Consider the following 25,687-nt stretch of genomic DNA (forward strand, 5'->3'; position numbering starts at 1 on the left):
CTCCTTGCGGCTTTAACGCTTCATCTTCAATTCCATTCTCATCCAGTCTTGTGCTGAAGCTTCGACAGTGTACGAACAACCACATCCCTGTTCTTCGCATCTTTGATATAAGCCGGAATACTATGTGAAGCCGTTCGTATAGGCATATTTCCGTATTTCACACGCAGATCTGCGGAGACATAAGCGATGAGATAATTCAGATGTTCCCGATTCACAGCCCATATTATTTTTCCTCTGAACTCATCCAGGAAGTATAATTCCAGCTCGAACACAGGATCTTTCCCTGCACAAATCTCGGAAAAACACCTTTGGTATGTCGGCGTGGCGTGTAATTCAACCTGATTCACAGAACCACAATGCGGACATTCTACATGCGTTGATCGGTGAGACGTCTTTTTCTCGTCTGTGACTTCCACGTTGAACCAGCGTTCACATACAGCACAATTCCCCTTGGCTTTATATTGATATACTGGTTCTTCAAAAGCTTGAGCGTAACATTCGAAACACTTCCATCCCAGTTGATCATTCCGTTGTTCAATCGAAGCGTGCCCACCGCATTTGGGACATTTCACATCAATCCGCTCTCCCCGTCGAAGAACCGAATAAAAACTGTACTTATACGCACCTTCATCTTCGAAACGTTTCATCCTGTATCCACCCTTCTCCCTGAAACTATGACACACATTGCGTTAGAATACTCAACATTTACCAATCCATCTCTCTAAAATTATATGAAACTCCGTTCCACAGCACAAGAATGGAAGACAGATTGTTGGAAATGCCTCTAATACGACATACCCAAGTGTGTGCCTCATCACACCCGTCCCCACCTCAATAACGTAATCTATAACTAAATAACTACTGAAATGAAAGAAAACCTGTTTTTTAGATTGTGAAAAACATCACTTGAGTAAAGGTTGTGCAACTATGTTCTCCTTACTGAATGTATATAAATGGTCACTCGTATTCGCTATATTCACAGCAACGCTCTCTCACTGTAGTTCAACTGATACGGTTAAACCTGTTCACCACGATGAAGTCTCCTCCTCCTCCTCTGCGGTCAGTCAACCCCCGGTGGACCCGATCATTCGCAGAGAAGGTACTACGGTATATATTGAAATGACGGCTCAGGTTACAGATGTCGAAATCTCCGAAGGAGTGATCTACAACGCTTGGACATTTAATGGTACCGTTCCCGGACCCGTCCTACGAGTGACCGAGGGAGATACATTGGTGTTCACGTTAAAAAATAAAGATTCCAGCCTGCCTCACTCCATGGATTTTCACGCTGTACATGCTGCTCCAAGCAGCAAATTTATTGATGTGATGCCAGGCGAGGAAGGCACGTTCACCTACTCAACCTCCTCACCAGGTGTATTCATGTATCACTGTGGAACCAAACCGGTTCTTGCCCATATCGCAAACGGGATGTACGGCATGATTATTGTTGAACCCAAGGCTGGATATCCTTCCGATGACTTGGTTGATCGTGAGTATACCCTTGTTCAGAGTGAATGGTACAAAGAGCATGATTATGAAGCTTTTTTGAACGGGGAACCGGATTATGTCGTATTTAACGGTAATGACTATGGATTAGTAAAACATCCCCTGTTAGCCAAAGTAGGAGATACGGTGCGAATCTATGTCAGTAATGCCGGACCCAATGAAGTCTCATCCTTCCACGTTGTGGGTACCATTATGGACCGTGTGTATACCGATGGGAATCCACGCAACATCCAGTATGGAATACAGACGGTTATGCTTCCCGCAAGTGGTGGAGCTGTCGTAGAGTTCACCGTGACCGAAGAAGGTGATTATGCGATTGTAACCCATCAGTTCAACCATGTAGCCAAAGGCGCTGCCGCTGTTCTGCGTGTGACCAAGGATGGTACGGATCATGGTGGACCCACGATGTCTCACTGAGACATAACAATAGATAATGGCTATACCTATCCTGAACCATTCGAGGTGATTAAACGATGATCTGTACACACGAAGCGAAGGATGCCTGTTTCTCCAAAGTATCTCTGTTCCAGCATCTTGATCCATCCGAAGCTGCCTTGCTGATCTCCCTTCTGCATACCCGCAAATATAACAAAGGCGAAGTTGTCGTTCAGGAGGGCGAACGCTCAGATACGCTTTACGTGGTCCACCAGGGATGTGTGAAGTTATCCAAATACAATGGAAATGGCAAGGAACATATTATTCGGTTTCTGTTTCCCGGTGATTTCTTCGGACAAGATTCCCTGTTACACCAAAAACCACATGCCGCGAACGCCGAAGTTCTGGAGCCTTCAGCCATCTGCTCTATCAGCAAGCATGACTTTGACCAGTTACTTGAACATGATCCGAAGCTTGCTTACCATTTCCTGCTTGCCATTTCCAATCTTCTGCGTGAAACAGATGAATGGAACAGTTCGCTCAGTGCGATGACAACGGAACAGAAGATTGCCAAGCTGCTTTTGTATTTCCATACCCGAAATCATGCAAGGCATGAGATCCGCTTGCCTGTTTTCAAAAAAGATATGGCTCTGTTACTCGGGATTACACCTGAAACACTAAGTCGCAAACTTACCATGATGCAAACTCAGGGGCTACTTCAGGTTACAGGAAACTGCATCCTTATTCTTCAACTGGAGCAGCTTAGGGAAAAGGTTACTCACTGAACTAAAGATTTGACAATAACACTGAGATGACAGAATAACAGCGTATTTGGACAAGTATTATATTTCACATCAGATGTGAGTATCGTCACAGTGCGGGCTTACGTTAGCGTATACAGTTAAGAAAAGATCTACAGGAGGGTTTTGCGATGAATACGGTTGTTAAATTGGACAAACAGATCATTATGCACAAAATGCAGGAGTTATGTTCACTACTGTTACAAGATGAAGGATACAAAGAGATGCGGGACATGATTGATCAGTTTGCAGCAGATGAACAGGCCACAGCCCAGTATGAGCGTTTTATGGAGAAACATCAGGCACTGGAGGAGAAAGAACGGCAAAATATTGAGTTGCTTGCCTCTGAAATTCAGGTATATGAAGAGGAAGAACGCGCTCTTTATGATCATCCCCTCATTCGACGGTTCATCTATGCACAGCGCGAGTTCAGCCAGCTGCATCAGCAGATCAGTCACTATTTCACGAAATCCGTGGAAATGAACCGTCTACCCGAAGCGAATGAACTGGGTAAAGAGGCTTGCGGGTGTGGAGGAAGTTGTTCCAGCAACCACTAAGATTATCTTTTGTCTGAATAATAAAAAGAGTATCCGATCAGAAACCACTCTGTTCGGATACTCTTTTTATATAGATTTAACTAATATTTACACGACTATGTAGTGGACAGCGATCGGAAACGTATTCTGTCATCTACAGATCCAACAACAGTGATACGAGCAATCCCATGGATGCAATCAAACCCACGACAGGGCCGCCTTCCTCAAAGGCTTCTGGCATCATCGTCGAGCAGATCATCGCAATGATTCCACCACCTGCAAATGCACCAATTGCTGCACCCATCTCCTCAGGAAGCTGCTCGAGAAACAGATATCCACCCAGAGCTGCAAACGCGGAGATCAGCAATACACTTAACCACATCAACATAATTTTCGCACGACTGTACTTGCTACCCTGCAATCCAACCGTACTCGACAGACCTTCAGGGATGTTGCTGACAAAAATGGATACCACCAGCACCACACTGACACCGTTACCAGCCAGCAAGCTGGCTCCAAGCATGATGGATTCCGGGATAGCGTCCATTACTGTGCCTGCAAAGATCCCCAAGCCGCTTTGATTCGAGTCTCCTGACCTTCCCGAGCGTTTACGCCCTGCCCCACCCTTTGCCGAGATGAGCAGGTCAAACAAGGTATACACGACGGCACCTGCCGTAAAACCAATGGCTGTAGGGATAATCCCCCCATCATTCAGCGCATCTCCGAGTAGTTCAAAGGTAGCTGCCCCGATTAATGTACCTGTCCCAAAAGCCATGATCCATCCGATGACTCGTTTAGGAATCTTTAGAAACAGGGCTGCGAGTGCACCAATGACAACCGCTGAGGCAGAGATGCCGCCCCACATGAATGCAGTCCACATCCGGGTCGACCCCTCTCTTGTTCAATAATCTTCTATCATTCCATTAACCCTTGCCGACGAATCAAAAACAATCCTGTGACGTTGTGACCTATATCACCTGCTGTGTTCAAAAATCACGCTATGATGAAATGATGCGGTTTACAACAGAACAGACCAGATCAGGAACTGTACGGCTCCAATAATTTCAATGATACCGACCTTCATAGGACGCAGTGTTCTGCCTGCATATATGAAGGTGCGTACAGCGGAATAGATATACGCCAAAGACATCCATGGATATCCGATCACCATCGGTATGATAATTAGAAGGATATGTACCATGCGAGTTAGCATCAGCCATCGCTTATTCGTTCGCTCTCGAAAGACTGATTTCACAAAGAACGTACTTCCTGTAAAATGTAAGAAAGAAAACAAAACGACGATTGCCATTCCATAGTCCCAGTGCCCGCCTCCTATGAGATAAGCAGCTGCTCCCCCTAGAGAGAATACCAGCATGGCACACAGGTCATTGGTAAGCGAGCGTTCTACTTTGTGTCTCACATGCCAGATGTTCACCAGCAACAAGCCAGCCAGTACCGGGCCAAAGAATAATAGTGAGATCTGACCCAGAACGGGTGGGATCAGACAGATTAGAGCCACTGTACCGTAGATTGCCGCCCACTTGTAGAGACGATGTCGATTGGCATTCTTTTTCAAAGACTGTAGTAAGGGATACGCGGTTAGATATAATCCAAGCCAAGCTACAAATAAGGGCGCATGCAGCCAGTGCGGACCACTTGCAATCACACCTACCAGAAAAGGCACACTAACCATGGCCCAGCCGCCATGTTCATGAGGGATAACGATTGAATGCGTATTGGTTTTCACCTCACAGTTAACCTCCTAGGATTGAATGATATCGAAGTTAGAAATATGAACACAGAGAGGAAAGATTCTCATGAGCAGGGTAAACAAAGATTCAGCAGCGGAGTTTCTACAACAGTTCCCCATCTTTCAGGACCTTAGTCCAGAAGAATTAATGCAGGTCGAAGATATCGCCATTTCCAGAAGCATTCATAAGAAAACGGTCATTTTTAGCGAAGGTAGCGAAAAAGAAGCTGTTTTTTTCATTCGTACCGGCATCGTAAAAGCATATAAAACGGATGAGAACGGACATGAACAGATTGTCTCTTTTCTCAAAACAGGAGATATGTTCCCGCACACCGGCTTTTTTAACGCACACCCCTATCCGGCTACCGCTGAAGCGATTACACCTACCGAATTACTGGCCATACCCGTCAGACTGTTCGAACGTTTAATGCTGAGCACTCCATCGATTGCGATCAAAATCATGCGTGTACTCGGAGACAAAATACGAGAATTACAGGATAAATTGCAGGTACTCTCTGGTCAGGACGTGCGCAACCGCGTGCTTTCCTTCCTTCTCATGCTCGCAGAACAACACGGACAGACGCATGGAGACCAAATTATCATCAACCTGCCCATGACACACCAGGAGTTTGCCAATTCCATTGGTACAACAAGGGAAACAGCGAATCGGCTTCTGAATCAGCTTACAAAAGAGCATTTGATCGAAGTGGATCGCAGCCGAATTATCATTCTTGATTTACAAGCATTGAAGCAACAAAGGGATGCCTGACCGCCCAGCTCTACTGGGGTTATTCCAAGTTCTTACACCAATCTCTGTGTGCAAAAAGAGACCTTAACGCCTGCAATTGATGTTAAGGTCTCTTGCTGTATGCACAATTACCGATACATGTATCAGGCGATTGTGAGCTCTGGCCTGCCCATGTCACTGAACATGCCCGCATAATATTTGACATCGCCTGCCTCATTACGGATTGCCGTAATACTTAGCCATTCCTGATAGATCTCTCCGTTTTTCTTCCGATTCCAGATCTCGCCTTGCCAATATCCTTTTTCACGTAATTCCAGCCATAATTGGTCATAGAAACGTTTGTCCTGTTTACCGGATTTCAGCAGGCTTGGCTTCTGTCCAACCGCCTCTTCAGCACTATAACCAGTGACCGCAGTAAAGGCCGGGTTCACGGATGTAATAACGCTGTTCGTATCTGTGATCAGAATAGCTTCAATGGTACTCTCCAGAATGCTCGCAGATAACTGGAGTTTCTCCTGGTAGAACATCCAGATCACAAGTACAAGACTGACCAACGCAATCTGAGACAAAGCCATGAAACCAATGGCATAATGACCGGTCATGCTGTACAACAAAGTCAACATCAACGGAGGGAAGAATCCACCCAGTCCCCCCATAGCGGAGATCATTCCATTCGCTACACCTGGTTGTTTGACGAAATACATTGGCACTAATTTGAAAATGGTTCCGTTACCTGTCCCTGCGCATAATGCCACAGTCAGACATCCAATCGTGTAGATATAGAATGATGGCGCGAAGGATAATACAATCGCTGCGATCGTTAATCCGCCGAACACAAACATTAATATTTTGAATGGATTAAATCGATCTCCAAGCCAACCTCCCACGGGCCTCATAATGGTTGCAACGAGAATGAATCCCGCTGTACGAATACCTGCATCGACTTTATCCATCTGAAAGTGACTAACCATGAAATTCGGCAAGTACACCGTAAATGCCACGAACGAGCCAAATGTCAGAAAATAAAACAAGCAGAGCAACCATAGTTTATTGTTGCGTGATATGGCCTTCAGTTGCTGCATTAAAGGAGCGTTAACTCGTACTTCCTGTTTGTCACCCAGAACGAAATTCAGCGCCGCCATCCCTAATAGCAAAATACTGTAGAGCAGAACCGTCGTAGACCATCCCATACGATCAGCGATCAGCGGGGCTCCGAATGCAGACAGTGCTGTACCCAGGTTACCAATTCCGTAGATCCCGTTAACAAATCCATGTCGCTCTTTCGGATAATATTTGGGCAGTGAAGTTACACCGACGGAGAAGACAGCTCCCCCAATACCGAGGAACAATCCACCAATCACCAGATCACTGAACGACGTCGCACGGCTAATCCACCATACCGGAGCCAGCAGCAGGACAAAGCTGATCATGAAAATATTGCGTGCTCCATATCGATTCGTCCAATAACCAATCGGAATACGGGCAATCGATCCGATCAATACGGGAATCGCTGTCGCCCACGCAAGCTGGGAAGACGTAAGCGCAATATCTTCTTTAATAAATGGCATCAGAGATGACAGGATAACCCATACCATGAAACCCAGAACCAGACTTGCCGTTTGCAAGGGCAGTTGAACCTTTCCTTTATGTTGCATCTACATCGCCCTTTCCTTTTTTTGTTCCTGATTCGGATACACAGCACCATCTCTTCTGCGATACAGCACATAACTGCGTTTCAGATAACCCAGTGGCATACTCAACATGTGAACCAGACGTGTAAATGGAAACACGCAGTACAGTACAAAGGTAAGCAGAATGTGTACTTTGAAGTTCATCGGTACATTCTGCATCAGAACGGGATCAGGCTGGAATACGATCAGACCGCGCAACCACGGATTAATCGTTGTTCGATAGTCAAAACCTGTGTGATTCACCGCATTAGCCGAGGTCGCCAGTATTCCGGTGACAATGACTATGATCAACATGGCAAGTGCCATCCAATCCCCGATGCTGCTTGTCGCCCGCACTCTGCGAGCAACATAACGGCGAACCAGCAAAATGACAGCACCTGCCAATGCAATGATCCCCGCAGGCAGTCCTCCTGCGATAGCCATCAAGTGATATCCTTCATCACTCAGTCCAATCCAGCGATAGAACTCCACTGGAACAAGCAAACCGGCAATATGTCCACAGATTACAGCGAATATCCCAATATGGAAGAGTAAACTGCCCCATTTTAGCATGCGTTTCTCCAACATCTCACTGGACTTGGACGTCCAACTGAAAGGATTCGTCACATAACGCCAGATTGTCGCCGTAATACAGAAAACAATGACCATATAGGGAAGAGCGCCCCATAACAACAGTTCCAGTGTACTCACCGATTCCCCCTCCTCATCTGGGCAGCGATCTGCATAAGATCTGCAGGTTGTTGGTTAACTGTCTCTTCTTGTTCTGGCACATCAGGGGCAGGAGGCTCAGGAATGACCTGTAACATCAGACTGAGCAATGGTCCATATGGGCTGTTCTGTCCCGTAATGCTTTCGCTCATTGTGACCAACGCCTTATGGCAACTGGAGAGCACCCCTAAGGCATCTTCCTCGGGAGCCTCAGCTACAAATTCAAGCACCATAGGCAAATAGTCCGGCAACTCACTCACTTCCATATAAAATCCCGCAGCTTCATATCTGCGTTTCAATTCAATCAGAGCCGGGCCCCGATCCCGTTCATCGCCATGAAGAGCATACGTGAGATAGAGGTTACACTTTTTATCAAAATCGAATGTACGAACATAGGCATCCTGCCACTCAATCGAGCTTACCGCCTGTGCTTCATCTACAAATGTCAGCAAGATCTGGTTCACCATCTCATCGGAAATGGACTGTATAGCTTCCTTCACTCCTTGCAGTCCTTCTCTCCATGCTGTATCCGGATATTGCAACAGGTAGGAGATCAGTTTACAGACCATTCTTCTCGTATTCGAATCGTAAACCAGAGCCTGACCTGTTCCCTCATTGGGTTCGATCGTCATCGTTGTCATTGTCTCCTTTCCCATCAAAATACCCCACAAGAACCAGGACCACCTGCAAAATCAAGTCCGCAGCTGCCCTGTTCGCTGAAGAGATCTTCCACTTCCTCACGGTGGGCTGGCGGGATGACAAAACGATCATTATACTTCGCAATCGCGAGCAGTCGGTACATGTCCTCCACTTCCTGCGCATCCATGCCTACTCTTTCCAACAATGCCGATTCACTGGTCTTACCCGTCTGCTGATTACGCATGTGAATGCGCATAACGGCCATCTTCCGCAGGACCTCACGAATTCGATCCGTATCTCCTGCTGTAAGCAGATTGGCAAGATACTCCACCGGAATACGCATGTTATCAATCGCAGGGAAAATATCATTAGCCTCCAGTGAACTTCCCTGTCCCTCTACCCGATTGGTAATCGGGCTAAGCGGTGGAATGTACCATACCATTGGCATGGTACGGTATTCAGGGTGAAGCGGGAGCGCAATTTTCCAGTCGATAACCATTTTATAAATAGGGGACTGCTGCGCTGCAATAATCCAATCCTCGGGAATTCCTGCCTCACGCGCTTCGCGAATCACCTCAGGGTCATTCGGATCAAGGAAAATATCCATCTGGGATTCATAGAGATCCTGGTCATTTTCAACGGAAGCAGCAGCTTCAACACGGTCTGCATCATACAGCATCAGGCCGATATAGCGGATACGTCCCACACAGGTTTCGGAACAGATCGTTGGCAGACCCGCTTCAATCCGCGGGAAACATAGCGTACATTTCTCGGCTTTGTTTGTCTGCCAATTGAAATAGACCTTTTTGTACGGACAGCTCGAAACACAGAATCTCCATGCGCGGCATGCATTTTGGTCAACCAGTACAATCCCGTCTTCTTCCCGTTTGTACATCGCTCCGGAAGGACAGGAGGACACACAGGCTGGGTTAAGGCAATGTTCACAGATCCGTGGCAGATACATCATAAATACCTGTTCAAAATCCATCTTGATCGAATCCTCGACACCCTTCATGTTGGGGTCTTCCATCCCGGTTACATGGGCACCTGCCAGATCATCCTCCCAGTTAGGTCCCCACTCCAGATTCATATATTCACCGGTAATCTGGGATTTCGGTCTTGCTACAGGCTGATGTTTTTTCTCCGGGCTGTTCGTCAGTTTCTCATACTCGTAGGTCCATGGCTCGTAATAATCATCAATGGTAGGCTGATCCGGGTTATGGAAAATGTTAAGCAAGCGTCTTGCCCGTGTGCCGGACTTCAATTCCAGTTTGCCATTCTTCATCTCCCAGCCACCGCGATAACGCTCCTGGTCCTCCCATTGTTTCGGATAACCCACCCCTGGTTTGGTCTCTACATTGTTCCAGTACATATATTCTGCACCTGGACGATTGGTCCAGGTGTTTTTGCACGTAACACTACATGTATGACACCCTATGCATTTGTCCAGATTCATGACCATACTGACTTGTGCTTTAATCTTCAAGCCAATCCACCTCCTGCAGTTTTCTTATGATGACATTGAGGTCACGCTGATTGCCTGTCGGACCATAGTAGTTGAAGCCATAACTTAACTGGGCATAACCACCGATCATATGGGTGGGCTTCACATGAATACGTGTCGGACTGTTATGCGTCCCCCCACGTGTCTGTGATATTTTGGTGCCCGGAACGTTAATATGACGGTCCTGAGCGTGATACATGAATGCCATGCCGCGAGGAATACGGTGGGTCACTACGGCTCGGGCAACGACTACTCCGTTACGGTTGAAACATTCGATCCAGTCGTTGTCAACCAGTCCGGCTTCTTCTGCATCTTCGTAGTTCATCCAGATTGTCGGGCCACCTCGGAACAACGTCAGCATCGGCAGCGCATCATAGTACATACTGTGGATCGACCACTTATTATGCGGTGTCAGGTAGTTCAGGACAATCTCCTTTCCCCCTTCGATCGGACGTTTGCTGTTTGGATGGAACGGTGTATGCTTCAGCACAGGTTTAAATGTCGCTAATGTCTCTCCGAACTCGCGGAGCATCGCATGATCAATATAGAACTGCTGTCTGCCCGTCAATGTACGCCATGGAATCAGGCGCTCCACATTGGTGGTGAATGGCGAATATCTTCGTCCGCCTTTTTCCGATCCGCTGAATGCAGGCGAGGTAACGACCGTTTTCGGTTTGGAAGTGATCTCGTCAAACGTAAAACATTCCTCAGACCGTTCCTCAGCCAAATCTTTCAGATGCAATGCTGTTTTCTGTTCAAGCGCTTCCCACGCACGCACAGCCATCTTGCCGTTCGTTGTACTGGACAAGGTCAGAATGGCCTCAGCAACATTACGGTCTGTGCTCAGATCCGGACATCCTTGTCCAACGCCATCTTTACGATGCACGCCCAGGATGCCCTTGAGTTTTTCATACTCTTCACTGGCAGACCAGGATATGCCTTTGGTACCGATTGGTTTATCCTTCACCACAGGTCCAAGGCTGATCATTTTGTTATATACGGCAGCATAGTCACGTTCCACGACCTGAATATGCGGCATCGTTTTCCCCGGGATTGCTTCACATTCTCCCGCGCTCCAGTCTTTGATCTCTCCGTACGGTTGGGCAAGCTCATCTGGTGAATCATGCAACAGCGGTGTAGCTATGATCTCCTTCTGTGGACCATCAAATTGCTGCGCAGCCATCTCGGAGAATACACGTGCAATTTCCTTGAAGGTATCCCAGTCCGAACGGGATTCCCACTGCGTGGCTACAGCCGGATTAAATGGATGAACGAACGGATGCATATCCGTACTGCTCAGATCGCTTTTCTCATACCAGGTCGCTGCTGGCAGAACAATATCGGAATACATCGCCGTACCTGCCATCCGGAAATCCATATTGATCATCAGGTCGAGTTTGCCTTCCGGTGCTTCATCCACCCATTCCACATGCTCCGGGCGCAGTCCATGATCGTCATCATTCAGCAATCCGTTCGTTGCACCGAGCAGATGCTTGAGGAAATACTCATGTCCTTTGCCGGAACTTGAGATCAGATTCGCTCTCCAGACAAATAGTACACGCGGGAAGTTCGCTGGATCATCGGGTTGCTCGATTGAGAACTTCAGATTTTTGTTCTCCAATTCAGAGGCTACATAAGCACCGATCTCTTCCTTCGTCGTTGCTCCAGCCTGCAGTGCATCCTGATGCAGATCAATTGAGTTACGATTGAATTGTGGATAAGATGGAAGCCAGCCCATACGCGCAGCCATCACATTATAATCAGCCACATGCTGGAACCGCGGTTCACCCTCAAGCGCCGAAGTCAATTCTCCTACTTGGGTCTCCTCGTATCTCCATTGATCTGTCGCAAAGTAGAAGAAAGATGTTCCGTTCTGCAGACGTGCAGGTCCGGTCCAGTCACGAGCAAAGGCAATCGTCTGCCAGCCTTCAGCCGGACGCAGTTTTTCTTGACCAACATAGTGCGCCCAACCTCCACCGTTCACACCCTGACAGCCTGTCATCAGTATTAAGTTAATGATGGCGCGATAGATGACGTCGGAGTTGTACCAGTGATTAATACCGGCTCCCATGATGATCATGGAACGCCCTTTGGTATCGATCGCATTTTGTGCAAACTCACGTGCAATCTGTACTACAGTCTCTTGGTCCACACCAGTGATTTTCTCTTGCCACGCTGGGGTGAATGGTTTTACCTGTGATGCATTCAAGATGTCGTCTTCACGGTGAACACGTACACTCAACTGCTCCGCACCAGTGACTACTTCTGCTGAATCCGCAGAACGTGTCATTTCACGTTCAATTCCGTATTTGGCAAGTACCAGATCGTATACGGCTGTTACCGTAATCCATCTGTCCCCCAGCCAGATCTGGCGTACAGGAATCTGCCGCTTCATGACATGTTTTCCCTCATCATCAAAGTACGGCAGTTGAATGGTTACGAGATCATGATGGACTCCGAGCATGGATAGTCTTGGATCAATCGGCTCACCGTTCTCCACCTGTTCCATTTTGAGATTCCATGTGCCTTCTTCACCCCAACGGAATCCCAAACTTCCTTTTGGCATCGCATAGGTTCCACTGTTCTCATCGTATACAAGCGTTTTCCATGCCATATTGTTGCCCGTAATACCCAGGTCTTCCCCAACGAGAAATCTGCCTGCTGTGTGTATGCCGTCCTTTTCTTCCACAATCAGCAGATTTGGAAAGTCCGTATACTGTTTGGCATATTGCATGAAATAGTCCGTAGGCTTTTCAATATAAAACTCTTTCAGGATGACATGGCCCATAGCCATCGCCAGAGCGCCGTCCGTTCCTTGTTTTACCGACATCCATGTGTCTGCAAATTTCACATATTCCGCATAGTCCGGGCTGATCGACACCACTTTCGTTCCCCGATAACGTGCTTCTGCCAGGAAGTGGGCATCCGGTGTCCGCGTCATTGGCAGATTCGAGCCCCATACCAGAATGTATCCCGAGTTGTACCAGTCACTGCTCTCCGGCACATCCGTTTGATCGCCCCAGATCTGAGGTGAAGCCGGCGGCAGATCCGCATACCAGTCATAGAAGCTGAGCAATGGTGATCCCATTAGGGAGAGGAAGCGCGACCCTGCTGCATAACTGACCATCGACATGGCAGGAATTGGAGAGAAACCAATAATCCGATCCGGTCCATATTCTTTGATCGTATGAATTAGCGAAGCGGCAATAATCTGTGTCACTTCACCCCATGACGCGCGAATTAATCCACCTTTACCACGTACCGATTTGTATCTTTTCACTTTGGCCGGATCATCCGCAATGCTGGACCACGCTTGAACCGGGTCACCATGTGTCTGAAGCGCATCACGCCACATGTCCAGCAGCGCACCACGTACGTAAGGATGTTTGACACGTAGCGGGCTGTACAGATACCATGAGAAACTCGCTCCACGCGGACAACCTCGTGGTTCAAATTCCGGCATATCCGGTCCGGTTGAAGGATAGTCGGTAGCCTGCGTTTCCCAAGTAACAATGCCGTCTTTCACATAGATCTGCCAGCTGCATGATCCGGTACAATTGACGCCGTGTGTGGAACGCACCACTTTGTCATGCTGCCAGCGGCGGCGGTAGATATCTTCCCAATCCCGGTTGACCGGGGACATCTCACTCCAGCCCTCCGCACTTTTTTCACGTTTGGCAAAATATTTGAGTTTGCCCATCCAGGGCATGCTTTTGTTACTCATTGTTGTCCTCCCACATATATGACCTGTTGATGCAAGTCGAATCCTGAACCGCTGTTGCTAACCTCCGATTTGCGACATATGTCGCAGCGTTGGTGTGCCGTCAATCTGTTGCCCATTTAAGGCTTTTAACATGTCATGTGTCTCGGGTTTGGCTCCGAGCGCCTTGTAAAATAAATCCTGCACCGCCTTGTCATCACCTACGAGTGGACGAACATTGAACTCATCTGACCAGTAGAGACAAGGTTTGATATTTCCGTCTGCTGTCAGCCTAAGCCGATTGCAATTTCCGCAGAAATGGCTGCTCACCGGGTGAATCAGACCAAAGGTTCCGGCAGCTCCCACAATGCGATAACTATCTGCTGGTCCATTCCCATAAATCTCTCCACAGCTTTCGTACTCCCATCGTGCTCCGCATGTTTCCAGCACATGTTCGAGGGGCATATACCCAGATCTCCAACCTTCTCCACTTTCACCAATAGGCATGTACTCGATAAAACGAATATGAATGGGTTCATCCCGGGTCATCCTCAGAAAGTCTTCCACTTCATCGTCGTTCACGCCTTTCATCAGCACCACGTTCAGCTTGATCGGATGAAATCCGGCTTTTTGGCTGGCCTTAATGCCGTCCAGCACACGCTGCACCTTGCCGCCTCGGGTAATGCTTGCGAATCGTTCTGGCTTCAAAGAATCCAGGCTTATGTTCACCCGTGTTAGCCCCGCAGCCTTCAGCAGATCCGCATAAGCTGCCAAATAGATGCCATTGGTGGTCAATGCGATATCTTCAATTCCTGGAATAGCGGACAACATCGCAATCAGTTGATCCAGCCCCTTACGAACAAGAGGCTCCCCTCCAGTTAAACGCAATTTCCGAATGCCCAATGGAGCAAGCGCCTTAACGATGGACGTGATTTCTTCATAGGACAGGATTCGTTCTGTCGGTTCAAACTGCATTCCTTCCTCTGGCATGCAATACACACAGCGGAGATTACAACGATCCGTAACCGAAATTCTTAAGTAATCATGTTTTCTTCCAAACGGGTCCATTAATTTTGATTCCATACACGTACCTCCCTTCTCAAGGGTGCTGTATTCACATCAGCCGAAGGAGAAAGCTGTTTTCTCTCATCCAGTGTCATCTTGACGCTAAATATAAGGATGTCTCGCTCGCTGAACTGTGCAAAATATCACAAGAAGTGAAACATAGCGCACAGTTGCACATCTATATATGCTCACCAACCCTTTTCCAAACAGGATTCTGGTCTAAATAAGTCTAAATTATGGCAAAAAGAAATGTGTGAGCCTGCTCACACAGACCCCTCTTCACGTTTTCTATAATCAAATTGCAGCACCACACTATCCCTATTTGGAGGAATGACACATGAACACATACGCAGCAACCATTAATGCCACGGAGTATCCACCGCATTTGAAACATAAAGTTATTTTCGAAACGTTTGATCAGTTGCAACCACAGGAATCCATGCTGCTCATCAATGATCACGATCCAAAGCCACTTCGATTCCAGTTCCAGTCCACACATCCTGATGGCTTCAACTGGGAGTATATTGAGCAGGGCCCTACAACCTTCCAGGTCAAGATCAGCAAACTATAGAATTGGAGCTGAACCCGCTATGGCCCACGTTGAAATCATTGACAATACTACACTTCGCATCACGCTGAGGTTGGAAGATGCCACAACCATGGTGCAGATAGCACAGCGTGAGCAGGCCGAATATGCGCAAGAGATTGTTACCATTTACGAAAAAATGCCTGTGTTCGAATATACTCACTTCTGTTTTTACGCCTATGACAGTGCAAGACTATTTGAGCGTGTACTCGGCATGGACCCCAAAGCCTATCTGTCCTTTTCCCTCGATGCGCCGGAGTCATTCTTCTACGCGCTGTACGGTGGAATGGCCGCCCTTTATGAATCATCTCTACAGTTGGTACAACAGGCGGATGTAGCTAGCGCAGGATCGGATGTGAACGCACATGTCTCCATCTGATGTCCATATTGTTGAATTGGATGTACGCACTCATCTGAGTAAAAAGTTGGAGCCGTTTCAGCTGATCATGGACACGGTCAAAAGCCTTCAGCATGAAGATGTCTTTGTACTACATGCTCCATTCAAGCCGACGCCTCTGCTCGGTATTCTCAAGATGAAAGGGTATTCCAGCACATCTGAACGCAGGAGTTCAGATCACTGGGTTACCACGTTTGTGCACAAAAAAAATAAAACCGGTGCAAAGGTAATTTCTGCAATGGTTTTATCTGGATCAGAAGTTAATTCGGAACCCGATTCAGATGAAGAATCAGCTTCATGCAAAGGACATCCGGAGGAGCAAGTTGTTGCGATTGCAAACATTGAAACTCCACAGGCACCCAAAGTTATATTGGACAATCGCGGATTGGAACCGCCACAGCCCATGATGCGAACACTTGCGGCTCTGGAGCGTTGCAAACCTGGGGAAGTCGTACTGATTCACAATGACCGTGTACCTGTATTCCTGATTGAAGAGTTGAACAATCTCGGTTGCACCTACACGGTTGAAGATCAAGCCGATGGCACAGCCAAAGTGAGAATTGAAAAAGGGTAAGGAGGCGAAAGCCATGTCCAGGTTGCCGTTTCTTTTTATCATCACGGGCATCTTTGGATTTGTAATGTATCACGCCTTCTCTCTGCTCTCGCTGACAGGTTGGCTTGGTGATGAACTCAGAGGACCCGAAGGCTGGTTTCATGCCCATCTGTTTGTACTCGGGTGGGCAACCATGCTCGCTATGGGTGCCGTTTATCAGTTGATACATGTTATTTTGCAAGCCAATATCTACAGTCTGGTTCTCGGTTATTGTCATTATTTCTTGTTCAGTATCGGAATCGTAGGCATGTTATACGGCTTCATTCGTGCAGATGTCATCTGGATTGCCGGTTCTGCGACACTCGCGCTCTCTGGCATCCTGTTGTTCGGATGGAATATGGCTGTTACCCTCTTCCGTGCCTCACAATGGAATCCGGTAACAATCAGTGCCGCATGTTCCTGTCTCTATCTGGTTCTAACCGGGCTTTCCGGTATGCTGATGGGTCTGAATTTTGCCTTTGGTGATTGGAATAGTCTGCATGAACGCTTATTCGGCGCACATATCTGGATGGGAACACTTGGCTGGTTTGGCATGTTAATTACCGGCTTCAGTTACAAAATGCTTCCGATGTTCTACCTGTCCCACGATTATTCCATTCGACTGCAAAAAGTGGTCCTGGTTCTGTGGAATGCAGCTGTAATTACAGGTGTTGTCGCATTTCTGACAGGTATCAAGGGAGGCTTGCTCTGGCTTGCGCTCTTACTTCTAACCGCCGCCCTTCTCTTCTATGTGTATCACTTGGAGCAAATTCAGGAGAAAAGGCACAAAAGTAACCCAGGTCCGGGTATTCGCTGGTCTGTGTATGTAAGTCGTGCCTTTGCCGTGTATGCTGTCGCCCTATTGATCTATTCTGCACAAGGAACCGAACTGCTGCTCCATCCACGTGTTGTTCTATTGTCTGGATGGGTATATCTCGGGGGCTGGGTATCCCTCACCATACTCGGATATGCCTCCAAAATCGTACCTTTTCTGTGGTGGACCCACAAATACGGCAAGCAGGCAGGCAGACCCGGAACACCGCTAATGGCTGGTATGCTGAGTGAACGGAACGTCAATTGGGGGATGATCGCCATGGTGGCTGGAAGCCTTCTGCTAGTCAGTGGAATTCTGATTAATCTGGCAGAGGTCATGATGGTTGGAGGGACGATCTTGTCTCTTGTCTCCATTGTTTATATAACAAATATTACTTTGGTATTCCGACGTTAACATAAATAAGGTGGATTGGAGAGTGAACATGATGGAACAAACCACGCATTTGCTAGAATGTCTCAAGGAAGTATATGACCCTGAATTAGGTGTTAATATCGTTGACCTTGGTCTGGTGTATGAAGTAAGGGAAGAAGCTGAACGAGTACATGTACGGATGACGTTAACTACACCAGGTTGTCCGCTGCACGATACCATCGTTGGTGCGGTGAAATGGGTTTTGCAGGAAAATACAAATAAGACCGATATTGATGTTCAAGTCGTGTGGGAGCCACAGTGGTCTCCACAGCTGATGTCGAATGAAGCCAAGGAAATGCTGGGATACTTCTAGGCAGAATGACTATAGACCGGATGAATGAACAAGTTGCTGGCGGAATACGAAGAGCGTACTTAAATCTGATGTTCTCAGACCCAAGTATGCTTTTTGTTTTGCGATGGGAACATACACTTGGTATACACCCCGGAGATTGCTAGAAGGACGAATGTTGGAGCAGCGTATTCTTGAAAAATAATAAATAAGGAAACTCCAGAATAGAGTTTCCCTAATATTGGTGCCAATCAGTGAATCATTTTATAGATTCCTTGATATTAGATCTTAGATGTCCTTTGCATACGATGCTGATGGTACTTTATTTAACACCACGAACAAACGAACCTCCTGATCTCCTGTATTATGGAATGCGAACTCTACTTCACCGCCGCAATGAATCACATCCTCTTGTTTCACCGCTTGTTCTTTTCCATCCAGAATAAGTGTACCTGTGCCTTCGACCACCAGCAAAATAACGTCTGTGCCCGGATGTTTATGAACGGGAAGCTGCTGTCCTGGCAGAAAATGAAGTACAAAGGTCACTCCACCACCCTGTTGGAATAAAACCCGTTTCGTGAAACGGTCCTCACTGAATGTTTTGACTTCTTGCAATGATGTAATAGTCATCATAATCGTCCTCCTCGATAATATAATCTGTGAATGCATTCATCTTATCGCAAAAAAGCCCGCGTTTCCTTGATCTGAATCAAGAAAATGCGGGCAATGAACAAATCATGGTCGGTCCTAATGACCGTCTGTTTCTAAGATGGTTACACCATCATTTTGCGCAGAGAAGTGATATATCTCGAACGTATAATGATGAAATAAAACGTCTGTGCAAGTACAAAGGCACCAAATACAGTCAACACCGGCATCGTATAATTGGTAATCCCGAATTCAGTAAGAAATGGCTTAACCACGACCAGAGTTTCAATGATAGCTACCCCGATCGGTAAAAAGAACAGAATAGCAATCTGAACGGTGGATGATCGTTTCATTTCCTGGAAACTGAGACCCATTTTCGAAAGAGAATGCACCATCCTTCCATCCGCTTCAAGATCGGTATGCAGTCTGAAATACAGAAAGCTTGCGGAAGAGATGGAGAAGATTAATCCGATAAATATGCCCAGAAAGGTAAAGAGTGCTGTACCCTGTCTGTATCTCTCAAAATCTCCATATCGAGTGGTCAGAAATCCGGAGTAATTCTCATCCGAAGAAGCATTATCGCTTCGAATGGTATCTGCCGACGACAGTAGCTGATCGCTAACCATGGCTTCCGAGGAGTGACGGTCAGGTACAGCATGACCCCATGCCGGAATCTGATACAGAACTTTGCCAGATAACCTGTTTCTTTTGATCTGTTGTGTGACATCTTCAAACTTCTCATCCGATAGAACGACTACACCTGTAGAATAGATCAGAGTTGCGAACCTTGGCTCTACATCCGTAGCTGTAACTCTTGTTTGCAATGAACCTTCCTCTAGATTCAGAGTCAAAGTGTCTCCTTCCGCATAATTGCGAAATCTGTTTCGATCAATCTGAGCCTGATCCTTCTCATTACGTGAATCTACGAACAATGCTGAGTCTGAATCCAATTGGAATGTCTTTTTTCCTAGGATTGTATTGAATCGGTTGTAATGACTGAGCGGCATGACCGAGACAGCACTCTGATCCGCATCAGACCAGAAGTACTCCAGATACATTTGCTGATAATCCAAGCCTGCGGCTTCAAGTTTCGAATCAATAGCACTCATATCCAATTGCTCTGTTGGTCTGAATACGTTGTATTGAATTGCAAAATCGTTGTTTGTAAACTGCTCCCGGTTCTCCTGATCCAGTGACAAAATTACAACTGCACTCATTGAAGCAATCGCAATCACCACGGTCACCATAAAGAGCATGCGGGCATTATCCTTCATTTTATAACTCATCTCTGAGATCCATAACAGACGTGTACCATGCCATACGGTTTTACGATTACGCTTCAATAAACGGATGATGAGCACGGAAAGTTGTGAATAGAAAAAATACGTCCCGGCTATCCCTGTTACAGCTGCAATCAGGATGGTTCCGCCATTTAACCCGCTGCGGAGTACCACAAAACCTACTGTAAGTAATGCAAAACCCAGAAGTGAGAAGAACCATGAAGCTTTCGGCTCTTTTTTAGGTTTGTTGGTCCCCGTCAAAAGTTCTAACGTCTGTTTGTTTCCGATAAAAACCAGTGTGAAGAGTGAAATGCAGAAAAATAATAACAGAAAGGCCCCAATCGTAATCAGAATCGCTTTCACGGGAAAATAAAAAGGCAGATCATCCATCCCGATAAAACGAGTGGTTAACATCAGGAACAGCTTGGACAACAACATACCTCCGCCGATCCCGGCAATAATGGACAGGCATCCGATCAACATATTCTCCAGAATGACCAATCTCCGAATCTGCCTGGGCTCGGCACCAAGTATGGTCAGAATGCCAAACTCTTTATTCCGTGATTTGAGAAAAGCACTGATGGAATACATAACAAAGAAAAATGCAAACACATATACGATAATCGAAGCGATCTGCATTCCCGTAGCGGTTGTGTCACCCATCGGCAACTCTGTCACATACGGATGATAAATGAACACCGCATAAGCGAAGAAGATCATGACCATAAATACACTACTTAGAAAAAAAACAATATACGCTCGCCCATTCCGGCGAATATTGTTAAACGCGAATTGAGGAAAGCTCATGTGAATTCCCTCCCCAGAAGGATAAAGTATCAATGATCCGCTGGAAAAACGTCTGTCGATTATCTCCGCGGTGTACCTCGGCTGCCAGTTTTCCGTCCTTGATGAACACAATTCGGTTGCAATAACTTGCAGCAAGGGGATCATGCGTAACCAGCATAATGGTCGTTTTCTCCTGCTGGTTAATCTGTTCAAGCGACTCCATGACCGCTTGGGATGACGTAGAATCCAGGGCACCGGTGGGTTCATCCGCCAAAACAATCGAAGGCATATTAATCATGGATCTCGCTATGGCTGTCCGCTGTCGCTGTCCACCCGAAATTTCGTAGGCTCGTTTATCCAGAATGTGATCAATCCCGAGCTTGGCTGTAATGCGATGTAGTCTGCTCTCCATCTCCTTTAGTTTGACCTTGTCCAGTGTCAATGGAAGTACAATATTCTCTGCAACAGTCAGCGTGTCCAACAGATTGAAATCCTGAAAGACAAATCCGAGTTCCCGACGTCGGAACATGGCAAGTTCTTTCTTTTTCATATCAAAGGGGTTCATGCCATTAATCAGCACCTTGCCTGAGCTGGGTTCATCAATGGTGGAGACCATGTTTAACAATGTGGTTTTGCCACTACCCGACGGGCCCATAATACCCACAAACTCACCTTGCTTGATTGTCAGATGAATATCACTAAGGGCCTGAGTCTGCACTTTGCCCTGATATACTTTGTTCAGTCCCGATACCTGTAACATTTCCATTCGTAATTCCCTCCTGATCCATCATTCTTTATACGTTAATTCTATTCTTATCCTAACCGACCTCCCCTAACGGTGCTATCGAATTACCTTAAACTTCTCTTACAGCCCGTTTAAGGTTTTGTTCCCCTACCTCCTCTATCACAATTCTGTGCATTAAAAAAGCACCTCGCCCATGGGCAAAGCGCTCTTCACTTCGGATATTTCGAATGAATCCAGCTGAATCTAACCAACGTTCCCTCATTCGGCTCGGAAAACAACTCGACACGGTTATCCAGGCGGTTACTGATCTCACGGACCAGATATAATCCCATTCCCGTTGATTCGTGGTATTGCCTGCCCCGTTCGCCTGTAAAATAGGGATTGAACACGCGATGAATATCTTCGGACGAGATGCCAATTCCCTCATCCTGAATGTCCAGGATTGTACGTTCTTCCTGCTTATAGCCTGTAATGATCACTTTTTTGCCTGATTTGCTATCGGAATAGTTCACGGCATTGGTCAGAATCTGGGTGAACATGAACCGCAGCCACTTGGAGTCACTATATATCTGAAGGTCGTCCTCCATACGAATATCCGGCGTAATGCCTCTGCGAATAAACAAACGTCGGTTCTCTGCAATGCTACTCCGAAGCACTTCTTGCAAAGACAACAGCTCCACACGAAAATCCCCTTCAAACTGTTCAAGCCTTGATGAATGCAAGACCATTTCAAGTCCTTTGCGCAGCTTATCCAGCTCATCCTGAATACTGCCAGCCGTCTCATCGTCCACATCTTCCAAGGTCAGTTGGATAATGGACAACGGGGTCTTCATCTGATGAACCCAGCGATTCATGAATACCACCTGCTGTTCCTTGCTAGTACGTAACTGACCCATCTCGTTCTGCCGATTACGCTCCAGTTCATGTAACAATTCCTGGATGGCTTCCGCCACGATCGAATTTCCAAGCGTTTGGAAAGGCTCGTTTACCAGTTTACGTGGTTGTTGAAGTAGACGATAATACGCTCGCAGCTGGAGGTAACGTATGACCAGATAGACCAACAGCACAACAGTACTGATCAGCATGCCATAGAGGACAATCTTCATCGGGCGGCCCTCCCCAGAGAGCCAGTAGACACACGGGACCAGCAGCATCTGTAACACATAAAATCCGACTAACATCAGGTGGTCTTTCAGGAAAAGTCTCATTTTCCTTTCCCCTGTGAGGATGAATCCAGTTCCAACACTCGATAACCCGCTCCGCGAACCGTCTCCAAAATCTCTTCTGCACCCAGTTCCTTCAACTTCCGGCGAACACGTGTAATATAGACATTCAACGTATTATCATCGATAAAATGCTGATCTTCCCACATCTGTTCCAGCAATTTTTCCCGGCTGACAACTCGACCTGCCTTTGCCATCAGTGCTTCCACCAGTATCGCTTCCTTCTGTGTCAGTTCTGTTGAACGTTCCTCATACTCCAGTACAAATCGCTCAGGATAGAGGATCATGGGACCATTCTTCACTGTTACTTCCTGCTGAACAGCAGCGTAAGAACCATAGGCTCGACGCAGCTGACTTCGTACTTTGGCAAGAACGACTTCATATTGAAAAGGTTTTGTAATATAATCATCCGCTCCATGTTCCAACGCCATAATCTGATCCATACCGCTATCACGAGCCGATATGAATAAAATGGGACATATGGAATGTGTGCGTATCTGCCTGCACCAGTAGTATCCATCATATTGAGGCAAATTCACATCCATCAGCACAAGGTCCGGATTCATTTCCACAAATTCATCCAGTACATGACGAAAATCATCTATGACCTGTACCTGGAATCCATTTCGGGTCAGATAAGCCGCCAGCAATCCAGCTAACTTGGCATCATCTTCAACCAACAATATCGACTGCATCGTTAACCCTCTTTCCGTTTCCTGACGTCAGTGTATCACATCTAGTTACCCATTCTAGTCGGAAACGGCTTGAAAATAAAGGGTCAGACCACGAGACGTCCCCTCTTCTCTGCCAACCCAATGATGGCTTCCACTCCTGAATTAAACTCAAGAAAATCCTGCTCGACCCCATCGCTGAAAATAACACCGTCCTCCGGCATCTGGGATACAATGTGCAATGGTTGCTTCGAATGAATCTGTCCAAACACCAGATTGGCCGCAGTCGTCCGGCTCGGGAACGGTTCACGTACTGAAAAATATAAATAAGGCGCATCCCAGTTAAAATGATTCAGATCTTGCCTGCTTCCATGAATGGATGCCGATGCTGCAGCGACCTCCGCTTCGGAATTCAGGTTCTGCCATGCCGCCGATCCAACAATGCCCGTGGCTCCCGCCAGCACACTTTTAAACCAGCCTGTCGATCCCATGCCTGTGGATACAATGATGCCACTGGAGGATTGTTGTTCTGTCGATGTACCCAAACGCACTTCATAACGCGCCGATACATGTGTCTTCCGACCAATGAACAGATCATTGACACCATATAGATACTGTCCATCATTGAGTTCCACTTTGGCGAGAGTGACTTCTTTTAATGTTCGTTGCTTTCGAATGACATCAGGAACAATGAAGCTCAGATCCTCCACGGTAAAAGGTAATAACACGCCATCCCACCGCATCGGGTCCGGGTTCACACCGATGAGCGGCTGCTCGGTTACGTATTTGAGGGTGTTGGCTACAAGCCCATCCTGTCCAACCACGACCACGATATCCTGATCTCCAAAGATAAAATTGGGCACATGTTCTCGATCAATCGTCTGAACCCGTCCCAATTGACCCAGTTGCTGCTGTGCCTGCTGCACAGATAGCCGATAACGACGGTCTTCCTCCATATAATCACTGAAGTCTGCGCCCAGACGTTCAATATAGAACTGAGCTTGCTGCACCGTGTTATATCGAACCACCAGCTCTTCCAGTCGGGTCCGGCGTTTCACCAGAATCAGCTTGTGTTCACTCATCCGATCATCTGCCGTGGCCTGCTGACGTACTGATTTCCCTGCCTGCTCTGCTTGCTCTCTTCTTCCTAATCTCATCTCGCTCGACCTCCGTGATCTCTGCCCTGCGCAGGAGACATCAATCCCTGCAACAGATCTGGCGAGATATTAAGTTGCCCAATCTTGCCCGCATTTTCAGCCAGTTCCTGGAATGCAAGTGCGATCAGCTTATCAGAATTCATGCCCATATTCGCCATTGCTTGCAGTACATTTGGCTGTACATTTTGCAATGAATTCATCACGGCAGCAATCTCATAGGCTTTTGCATCTGCCTCGGCATTGTGATTGGCAATGGTTAACTCAATCAGTTGCTGCTTGCGTTCCTCCATCGCTGTATTGAACTGAAGCTGCTCCTGCTCCATCTCATTTTGTTTCTGTTTCACCGAGCGTTCTGCCTGTAATTGGGTCTCACGAATCTGCTGTTTCTTTGTCTCTACGGCAATTTCGGTGTTCAGTTCGTTCTCTTTCACTCGACGTTCCTGTTCAATGGATGCATTGCGACGCACATAGAGTGCTTCGTCTGCCTGACGCAAAATATCTTCCCGCGCTTGTGCTTCCAATGCACGCATCGTCTCTTTATTAGGCAGAATGGCAAGTATCGATAGACTCATCAGCTCAACGCCCAGTTTCTCCAACTCTTCACTTTGCACAACCTCGCGTTTCATGCTGCTCGCCAGCCGTTCACTGGATTGAATGGCCTCCTTCAGCGGCATTTGCTCCAGATGTTTCTTGGTCAGTACTTTGGCTGTGGTGATCACCCGTTGATCCAGCTTGCCGGGGTCGTCGGAGATATACCGATTCTTGCGCAAATTGTACGTGTAATTCAGGCTTTGGGTTATTTTCAGATAATCCACAATGCGATAACTTAGCTGCCCTTGCACAGTAACCGTCTGATAATCCGCCGTAATCTCTTCGAACATGAACGGTACATCCACCGAGGATACGGGTAGAACCACTACCGATGTGGTCGGCTCATAATAATAGAAGGACAATCCCACACCTTGACGCTGTATTTCACCATTTTTCACTTTCATGACATACTCACTGGGTTGAAATTTCACAAATCGGAATCCAAACATGGATC

General features: G+C 47.0%; 25 protein-coding genes. 9 read left to right on the forward strand and 16 right to left on the reverse strand.

Annotated elements, in window-relative coordinates:
- Window positions 1-38 precede the first annotated feature (38 nt).
- Window positions 39-647, reverse strand: coding sequence for a hypothetical protein (locus MKY66_RS18295; RefSeq protein WP_076210010.1), 609 nt, complete (start codon window positions 645-647; stop codon window positions 39-41).
- A 280-nt stretch (window positions 648-927) separates the two neighbouring features.
- On the opposite strand from MKY66_RS18295, the gene MKY66_RS18300 reads away from it, so the two are divergent.
- From MKY66_RS18300 to MKY66_RS18310, 3 genes are all read left to right on the forward strand, one after another.
- A complete protein-coding gene (locus MKY66_RS18300; RefSeq protein ID WP_076210009.1) occupies window positions 928-1,923 on the forward strand; it encodes a multicopper oxidase domain-containing protein in 996 nt (331 codons plus the stop codon).
- A gap of 56 nt (window positions 1,924-1,979) precedes the next feature.
- Window positions 1,980-2,666: a Crp/Fnr family transcriptional regulator gene (locus MKY66_RS18305; RefSeq protein ID WP_076210008.1), complete on the forward strand. Its 687-nt coding sequence runs from the start codon at window positions 1,980-1,982 to the stop codon at window positions 2,664-2,666.
- A 146-nt stretch (window positions 2,667-2,812) separates the two neighbouring features.
- Entirely contained in the window at window positions 2,813-3,238 is a 426-nt protein-coding gene (locus MKY66_RS18310) for a YlbF family regulator (RefSeq protein WP_076210007.1), read from the forward strand.
- Window positions 3,239-3,371: 133 nt separating this feature from the next.
- On the opposite strand, the gene MKY66_RS18315 is transcribed toward MKY66_RS18310, so the two are convergent.
- On the reverse strand, window positions 3,372-4,097 hold the full coding sequence (locus MKY66_RS18315; RefSeq protein WP_076210006.1) for a hypothetical protein: 726 nt from the start codon (window positions 4,095-4,097) through the stop codon (window positions 3,372-3,374).
- Window positions 4,098-4,235: 138 nt separating this feature from the next.
- The gene (locus MKY66_RS18320) at window positions 4,236-4,964 is read right to left on the reverse strand and encodes a YwiC-like family protein (protein WP_256704177.1); all 729 of its coding nucleotides are present in this window, start codon (window positions 4,962-4,964) and stop codon (window positions 4,236-4,238) included.
- Window positions 4,965-5,034: 70 nt separating this feature from the next.
- Between MKY66_RS18320 and MKY66_RS18325 the strand changes: the two genes are divergently transcribed.
- Entirely contained in the window at window positions 5,035-5,736 is a 702-nt protein-coding gene (locus MKY66_RS18325) for a Crp/Fnr family transcriptional regulator (protein ID WP_076210005.1), read from the forward strand.
- A gap of 122 nt (window positions 5,737-5,858) precedes the next feature.
- On the opposite strand, the gene MKY66_RS18330 is transcribed toward MKY66_RS18325, so the two are convergent.
- The 6 genes from MKY66_RS18330 to moaA are packed head-to-tail and all read right to left on the reverse strand — an operon-like array spanning window position 5,859 to window position 15,040.
- Complete coding sequence (locus tag MKY66_RS18330; protein ID WP_076210004.1) at window positions 5,859-7,370, reverse strand: nitrate/nitrite transporter; 1,512 nt, start codon at window positions 7,368-7,370, stop codon at window positions 5,859-5,861.
- Window positions 7,371-8,096: a respiratory nitrate reductase subunit gamma gene (narI, locus tag MKY66_RS18335; protein WP_076210003.1), complete on the reverse strand. Its 726-nt coding sequence runs from the start codon at window positions 8,094-8,096 to the stop codon at window positions 7,371-7,373.
- On the reverse strand, window positions 8,093-8,770 hold the full coding sequence (gene narJ, locus MKY66_RS18340) for a nitrate reductase molybdenum cofactor assembly chaperone (protein WP_143760294.1): 678 nt from the start codon (window positions 8,768-8,770) through the stop codon (window positions 8,093-8,095). Before narJ ends, narI begins: the two co-directional genes overlap by 4 nt.
- Window positions 8,770-10,239, reverse strand: coding sequence for a nitrate reductase subunit beta (gene narH, locus MKY66_RS18345; protein WP_076210001.1), 1,470 nt, complete (start codon window positions 10,237-10,239; stop codon window positions 8,770-8,772). Before narH ends, narJ begins: the two co-directional genes overlap by 1 nt.
- Window positions 10,229-13,981, reverse strand: coding sequence for a nitrate reductase subunit alpha (locus MKY66_RS18350; RefSeq protein ID WP_076210000.1), 3,753 nt, complete (start codon window positions 13,979-13,981; stop codon window positions 10,229-10,231). The genes narH and MKY66_RS18350 overlap by 11 nt, the downstream gene beginning before the upstream one ends.
- 57 nt (window positions 13,982-14,038) lie before the next feature.
- Entirely contained in the window at window positions 14,039-15,040 is a 1,002-nt protein-coding gene (gene moaA / locus MKY66_RS18355; protein ID WP_076209999.1) for a GTP 3',8-cyclase MoaA, read from the reverse strand.
- 319 nt (window positions 15,041-15,359) lie between these two features.
- Here moaA and MKY66_RS18360 point away from each other — a divergent pair, with 319 nt between their 5' ends.
- The 5 genes from MKY66_RS18360 to MKY66_RS18380 are packed head-to-tail and all read left to right on the forward strand — an operon-like array spanning window position 15,360 to window position 18,156.
- Window positions 15,360-15,593 carry a DUF2249 domain-containing protein gene (locus MKY66_RS18360; RefSeq protein ID WP_036613358.1) on the forward strand — a complete coding sequence of 78 codons (234 nt, stop codon included), beginning with the start codon at window positions 15,360-15,362 and terminating at the stop codon, window positions 15,591-15,593.
- 19 nt (window positions 15,594-15,612) lie between these two features.
- A complete protein-coding gene (locus MKY66_RS18365) occupies window positions 15,613-15,987 on the forward strand; it encodes a hypothetical protein (protein WP_076209998.1) in 375 nt (124 codons plus the stop codon).
- On the forward strand, window positions 15,974-16,579 hold the full coding sequence (locus MKY66_RS18370) for a DUF2249 domain-containing protein (RefSeq protein WP_076209997.1): 606 nt from the start codon (window positions 15,974-15,976) through the stop codon (window positions 16,577-16,579). The genes MKY66_RS18365 and MKY66_RS18370 overlap by 14 nt, the downstream gene beginning before the upstream one ends.
- A gap of 13 nt (window positions 16,580-16,592) precedes the next feature.
- On the forward strand, window positions 16,593-17,825 hold the full coding sequence (locus MKY66_RS18375) for a hypothetical protein (RefSeq protein ID WP_076209996.1): 1,233 nt from the start codon (window positions 16,593-16,595) through the stop codon (window positions 17,823-17,825).
- A 28-nt stretch (window positions 17,826-17,853) separates the two neighbouring features.
- Window positions 17,854-18,156: a metal-sulfur cluster assembly factor gene (locus tag MKY66_RS18380; protein ID WP_143760293.1), complete on the forward strand. Its 303-nt coding sequence runs from the start codon at window positions 17,854-17,856 to the stop codon at window positions 18,154-18,156.
- 264 nt (window positions 18,157-18,420) lie between these two features.
- Here MKY66_RS18380 and MKY66_RS18385 read toward each other — a convergent pair whose 3' ends face one another.
- The 7 genes from MKY66_RS18385 to MKY66_RS18415 form a co-directional block, all read right to left on the reverse strand.
- Window positions 18,421-18,765, reverse strand: coding sequence for a cupin domain-containing protein (locus tag MKY66_RS18385; RefSeq protein ID WP_305956053.1), 345 nt, complete (start codon window positions 18,763-18,765; stop codon window positions 18,421-18,423).
- 140 nt (window positions 18,766-18,905) lie between these two features.
- Complete coding sequence (locus tag MKY66_RS18390) at window positions 18,906-20,867, reverse strand: ABC transporter permease (protein ID WP_076209994.1); 1,962 nt, start codon at window positions 20,865-20,867, stop codon at window positions 18,906-18,908.
- Window positions 20,842-21,612 carry an ABC transporter ATP-binding protein gene (locus MKY66_RS18395; protein ID WP_076209993.1) on the reverse strand — a complete coding sequence of 257 codons (771 nt, stop codon included), beginning with the start codon at window positions 21,610-21,612 and terminating at the stop codon, window positions 20,842-20,844. The genes MKY66_RS18390 and MKY66_RS18395 overlap by 26 nt, the downstream gene beginning before the upstream one ends.
- A gap of 188 nt (window positions 21,613-21,800) precedes the next feature.
- Window positions 21,801-22,799, reverse strand: coding sequence for a sensor histidine kinase (locus MKY66_RS18400; RefSeq protein WP_076209992.1), 999 nt, complete (start codon window positions 22,797-22,799; stop codon window positions 21,801-21,803).
- Complete coding sequence (locus MKY66_RS18405) at window positions 22,796-23,509, reverse strand: response regulator transcription factor (protein ID WP_076209991.1); 714 nt, start codon at window positions 23,507-23,509, stop codon at window positions 22,796-22,798. The genes MKY66_RS18400 and MKY66_RS18405 overlap by 4 nt, the downstream gene beginning before the upstream one ends.
- 83 nt (window positions 23,510-23,592) lie before the next feature.
- Entirely contained in the window at window positions 23,593-24,567 is a 975-nt protein-coding gene (locus tag MKY66_RS18410) for a sugar kinase (protein ID WP_076210330.1), read from the reverse strand.
- Between the two features lie 71 nt (window positions 24,568-24,638).
- Complete coding sequence (locus tag MKY66_RS18415; protein ID WP_076209990.1) at window positions 24,639-25,682, reverse strand: SPFH domain-containing protein; 1,044 nt, start codon at window positions 25,680-25,682, stop codon at window positions 24,639-24,641.
- Window positions 25,683-25,687: the final 5 nt, after the last annotated feature.

This window comes from Paenibacillus sp. FSL R5-0766 (assembly GCF_037971845.1).
Lineage (GTDB): Bacteria > Bacillota > Bacilli > Paenibacillales > Paenibacillaceae > Paenibacillus.

Coding starts and splice junctions, on each gene's coding strand:
- MKY66_RS18300 (WP_076210009.1), top strand. CDS start 928: ATGTTCTCCTTACTGAATGTATATAAATGGTCACTCGTATTCGCTATA.
- MKY66_RS18405 (WP_076209991.1), bottom strand. CDS start 23,509: ATGCAGTCGATATTGTTGGTTGAAGATGATGCCAAGTTAGCTGGATTG.
- MKY66_RS18415 (WP_076209990.1), bottom strand. CDS start 25,682: ATGTTTGGATTCCGATTTGTGAAATTTCAACCCAGTGAGTATGTCATG.
- MKY66_RS18375 (WP_076209996.1), top strand. CDS start 16,593: ATGTCCAGGTTGCCGTTTCTTTTTATCATCACGGGCATCTTTGGATTT.
- MKY66_RS18380 (WP_143760293.1), top strand. CDS start 17,854: ATGATGGAACAAACCACGCATTTGCTAGAATGTCTCAAGGAAGTATAT.
- MKY66_RS18400 (WP_076209992.1), bottom strand. CDS start 22,799: ATGAGACTTTTCCTGAAAGACCACCTGATGTTAGTCGGATTTTATGTG.
- MKY66_RS18310 (WP_076210007.1), top strand. CDS start 2,813: ATGAATACGGTTGTTAAATTGGACAAACAGATCATTATGCACAAAATG.
- MKY66_RS18365 (WP_076209998.1), top strand. CDS start 15,613: ATGGCCCACGTTGAAATCATTGACAATACTACACTTCGCATCACGCTG.
- MKY66_RS18395 (WP_076209993.1), bottom strand. CDS start 21,612: ATGGAAATGTTACAGGTATCGGGACTGAACAAAGTATATCAGGGCAAA.
- MKY66_RS18330 (WP_076210004.1), bottom strand. CDS start 7,370: ATGCAACATAAAGGAAAGGTTCAACTGCCCTTGCAAACGGCAAGTCTG.
- MKY66_RS18325 (WP_076210005.1), top strand. CDS start 5,035: ATGAGCAGGGTAAACAAAGATTCAGCAGCGGAGTTTCTACAACAGTTC.
- MKY66_RS18385 (WP_305956053.1), bottom strand. CDS start 18,765: ATGATGACTATTACATCATTGCAAGAAGTCAAAACATTCAGTGAGGAC.
- MKY66_RS18315 (WP_076210006.1), bottom strand. CDS start 4,097: ATGTGGACTGCATTCATGTGGGGCGGCATCTCTGCCTCAGCGGTTGTC.
- narJ (WP_143760294.1), bottom strand. CDS start 8,770: ATGGGAAAGGAGACAATGACAACGATGACGATCGAACCCAATGAGGGA.
- MKY66_RS18390 (WP_076209994.1), bottom strand. CDS start 20,867: ATGAGCTTTCCTCAATTCGCGTTTAACAATATTCGCCGGAATGGGCGA.
- MKY66_RS18370 (WP_076209997.1), top strand. CDS start 15,974: ATGTCTCCATCTGATGTCCATATTGTTGAATTGGATGTACGCACTCAT.
- MKY66_RS18350 (WP_076210000.1), bottom strand. CDS start 13,981: ATGAGTAACAAAAGCATGCCCTGGATGGGCAAACTCAAATATTTTGCC.
- moaA (WP_076209999.1), bottom strand. CDS start 15,040: ATGGAATCAAAATTAATGGACCCGTTTGGAAGAAAACATGATTACTTA.
- MKY66_RS18360 (WP_036613358.1), top strand. CDS start 15,360: ATGAACACATACGCAGCAACCATTAATGCCACGGAGTATCCACCGCAT.
- MKY66_RS18295 (WP_076210010.1), bottom strand. CDS start 647: ATGAAACGTTTCGAAGATGAAGGTGCGTATAAGTACAGTTTTTATTCG.
- MKY66_RS18410 (WP_076210330.1), bottom strand. CDS start 24,567: ATGAGTGAACACAAGCTGATTCTGGTGAAACGCCGGACCCGACTGGAA.
- MKY66_RS18305 (WP_076210008.1), top strand. CDS start 1,980: ATGATCTGTACACACGAAGCGAAGGATGCCTGTTTCTCCAAAGTATCT.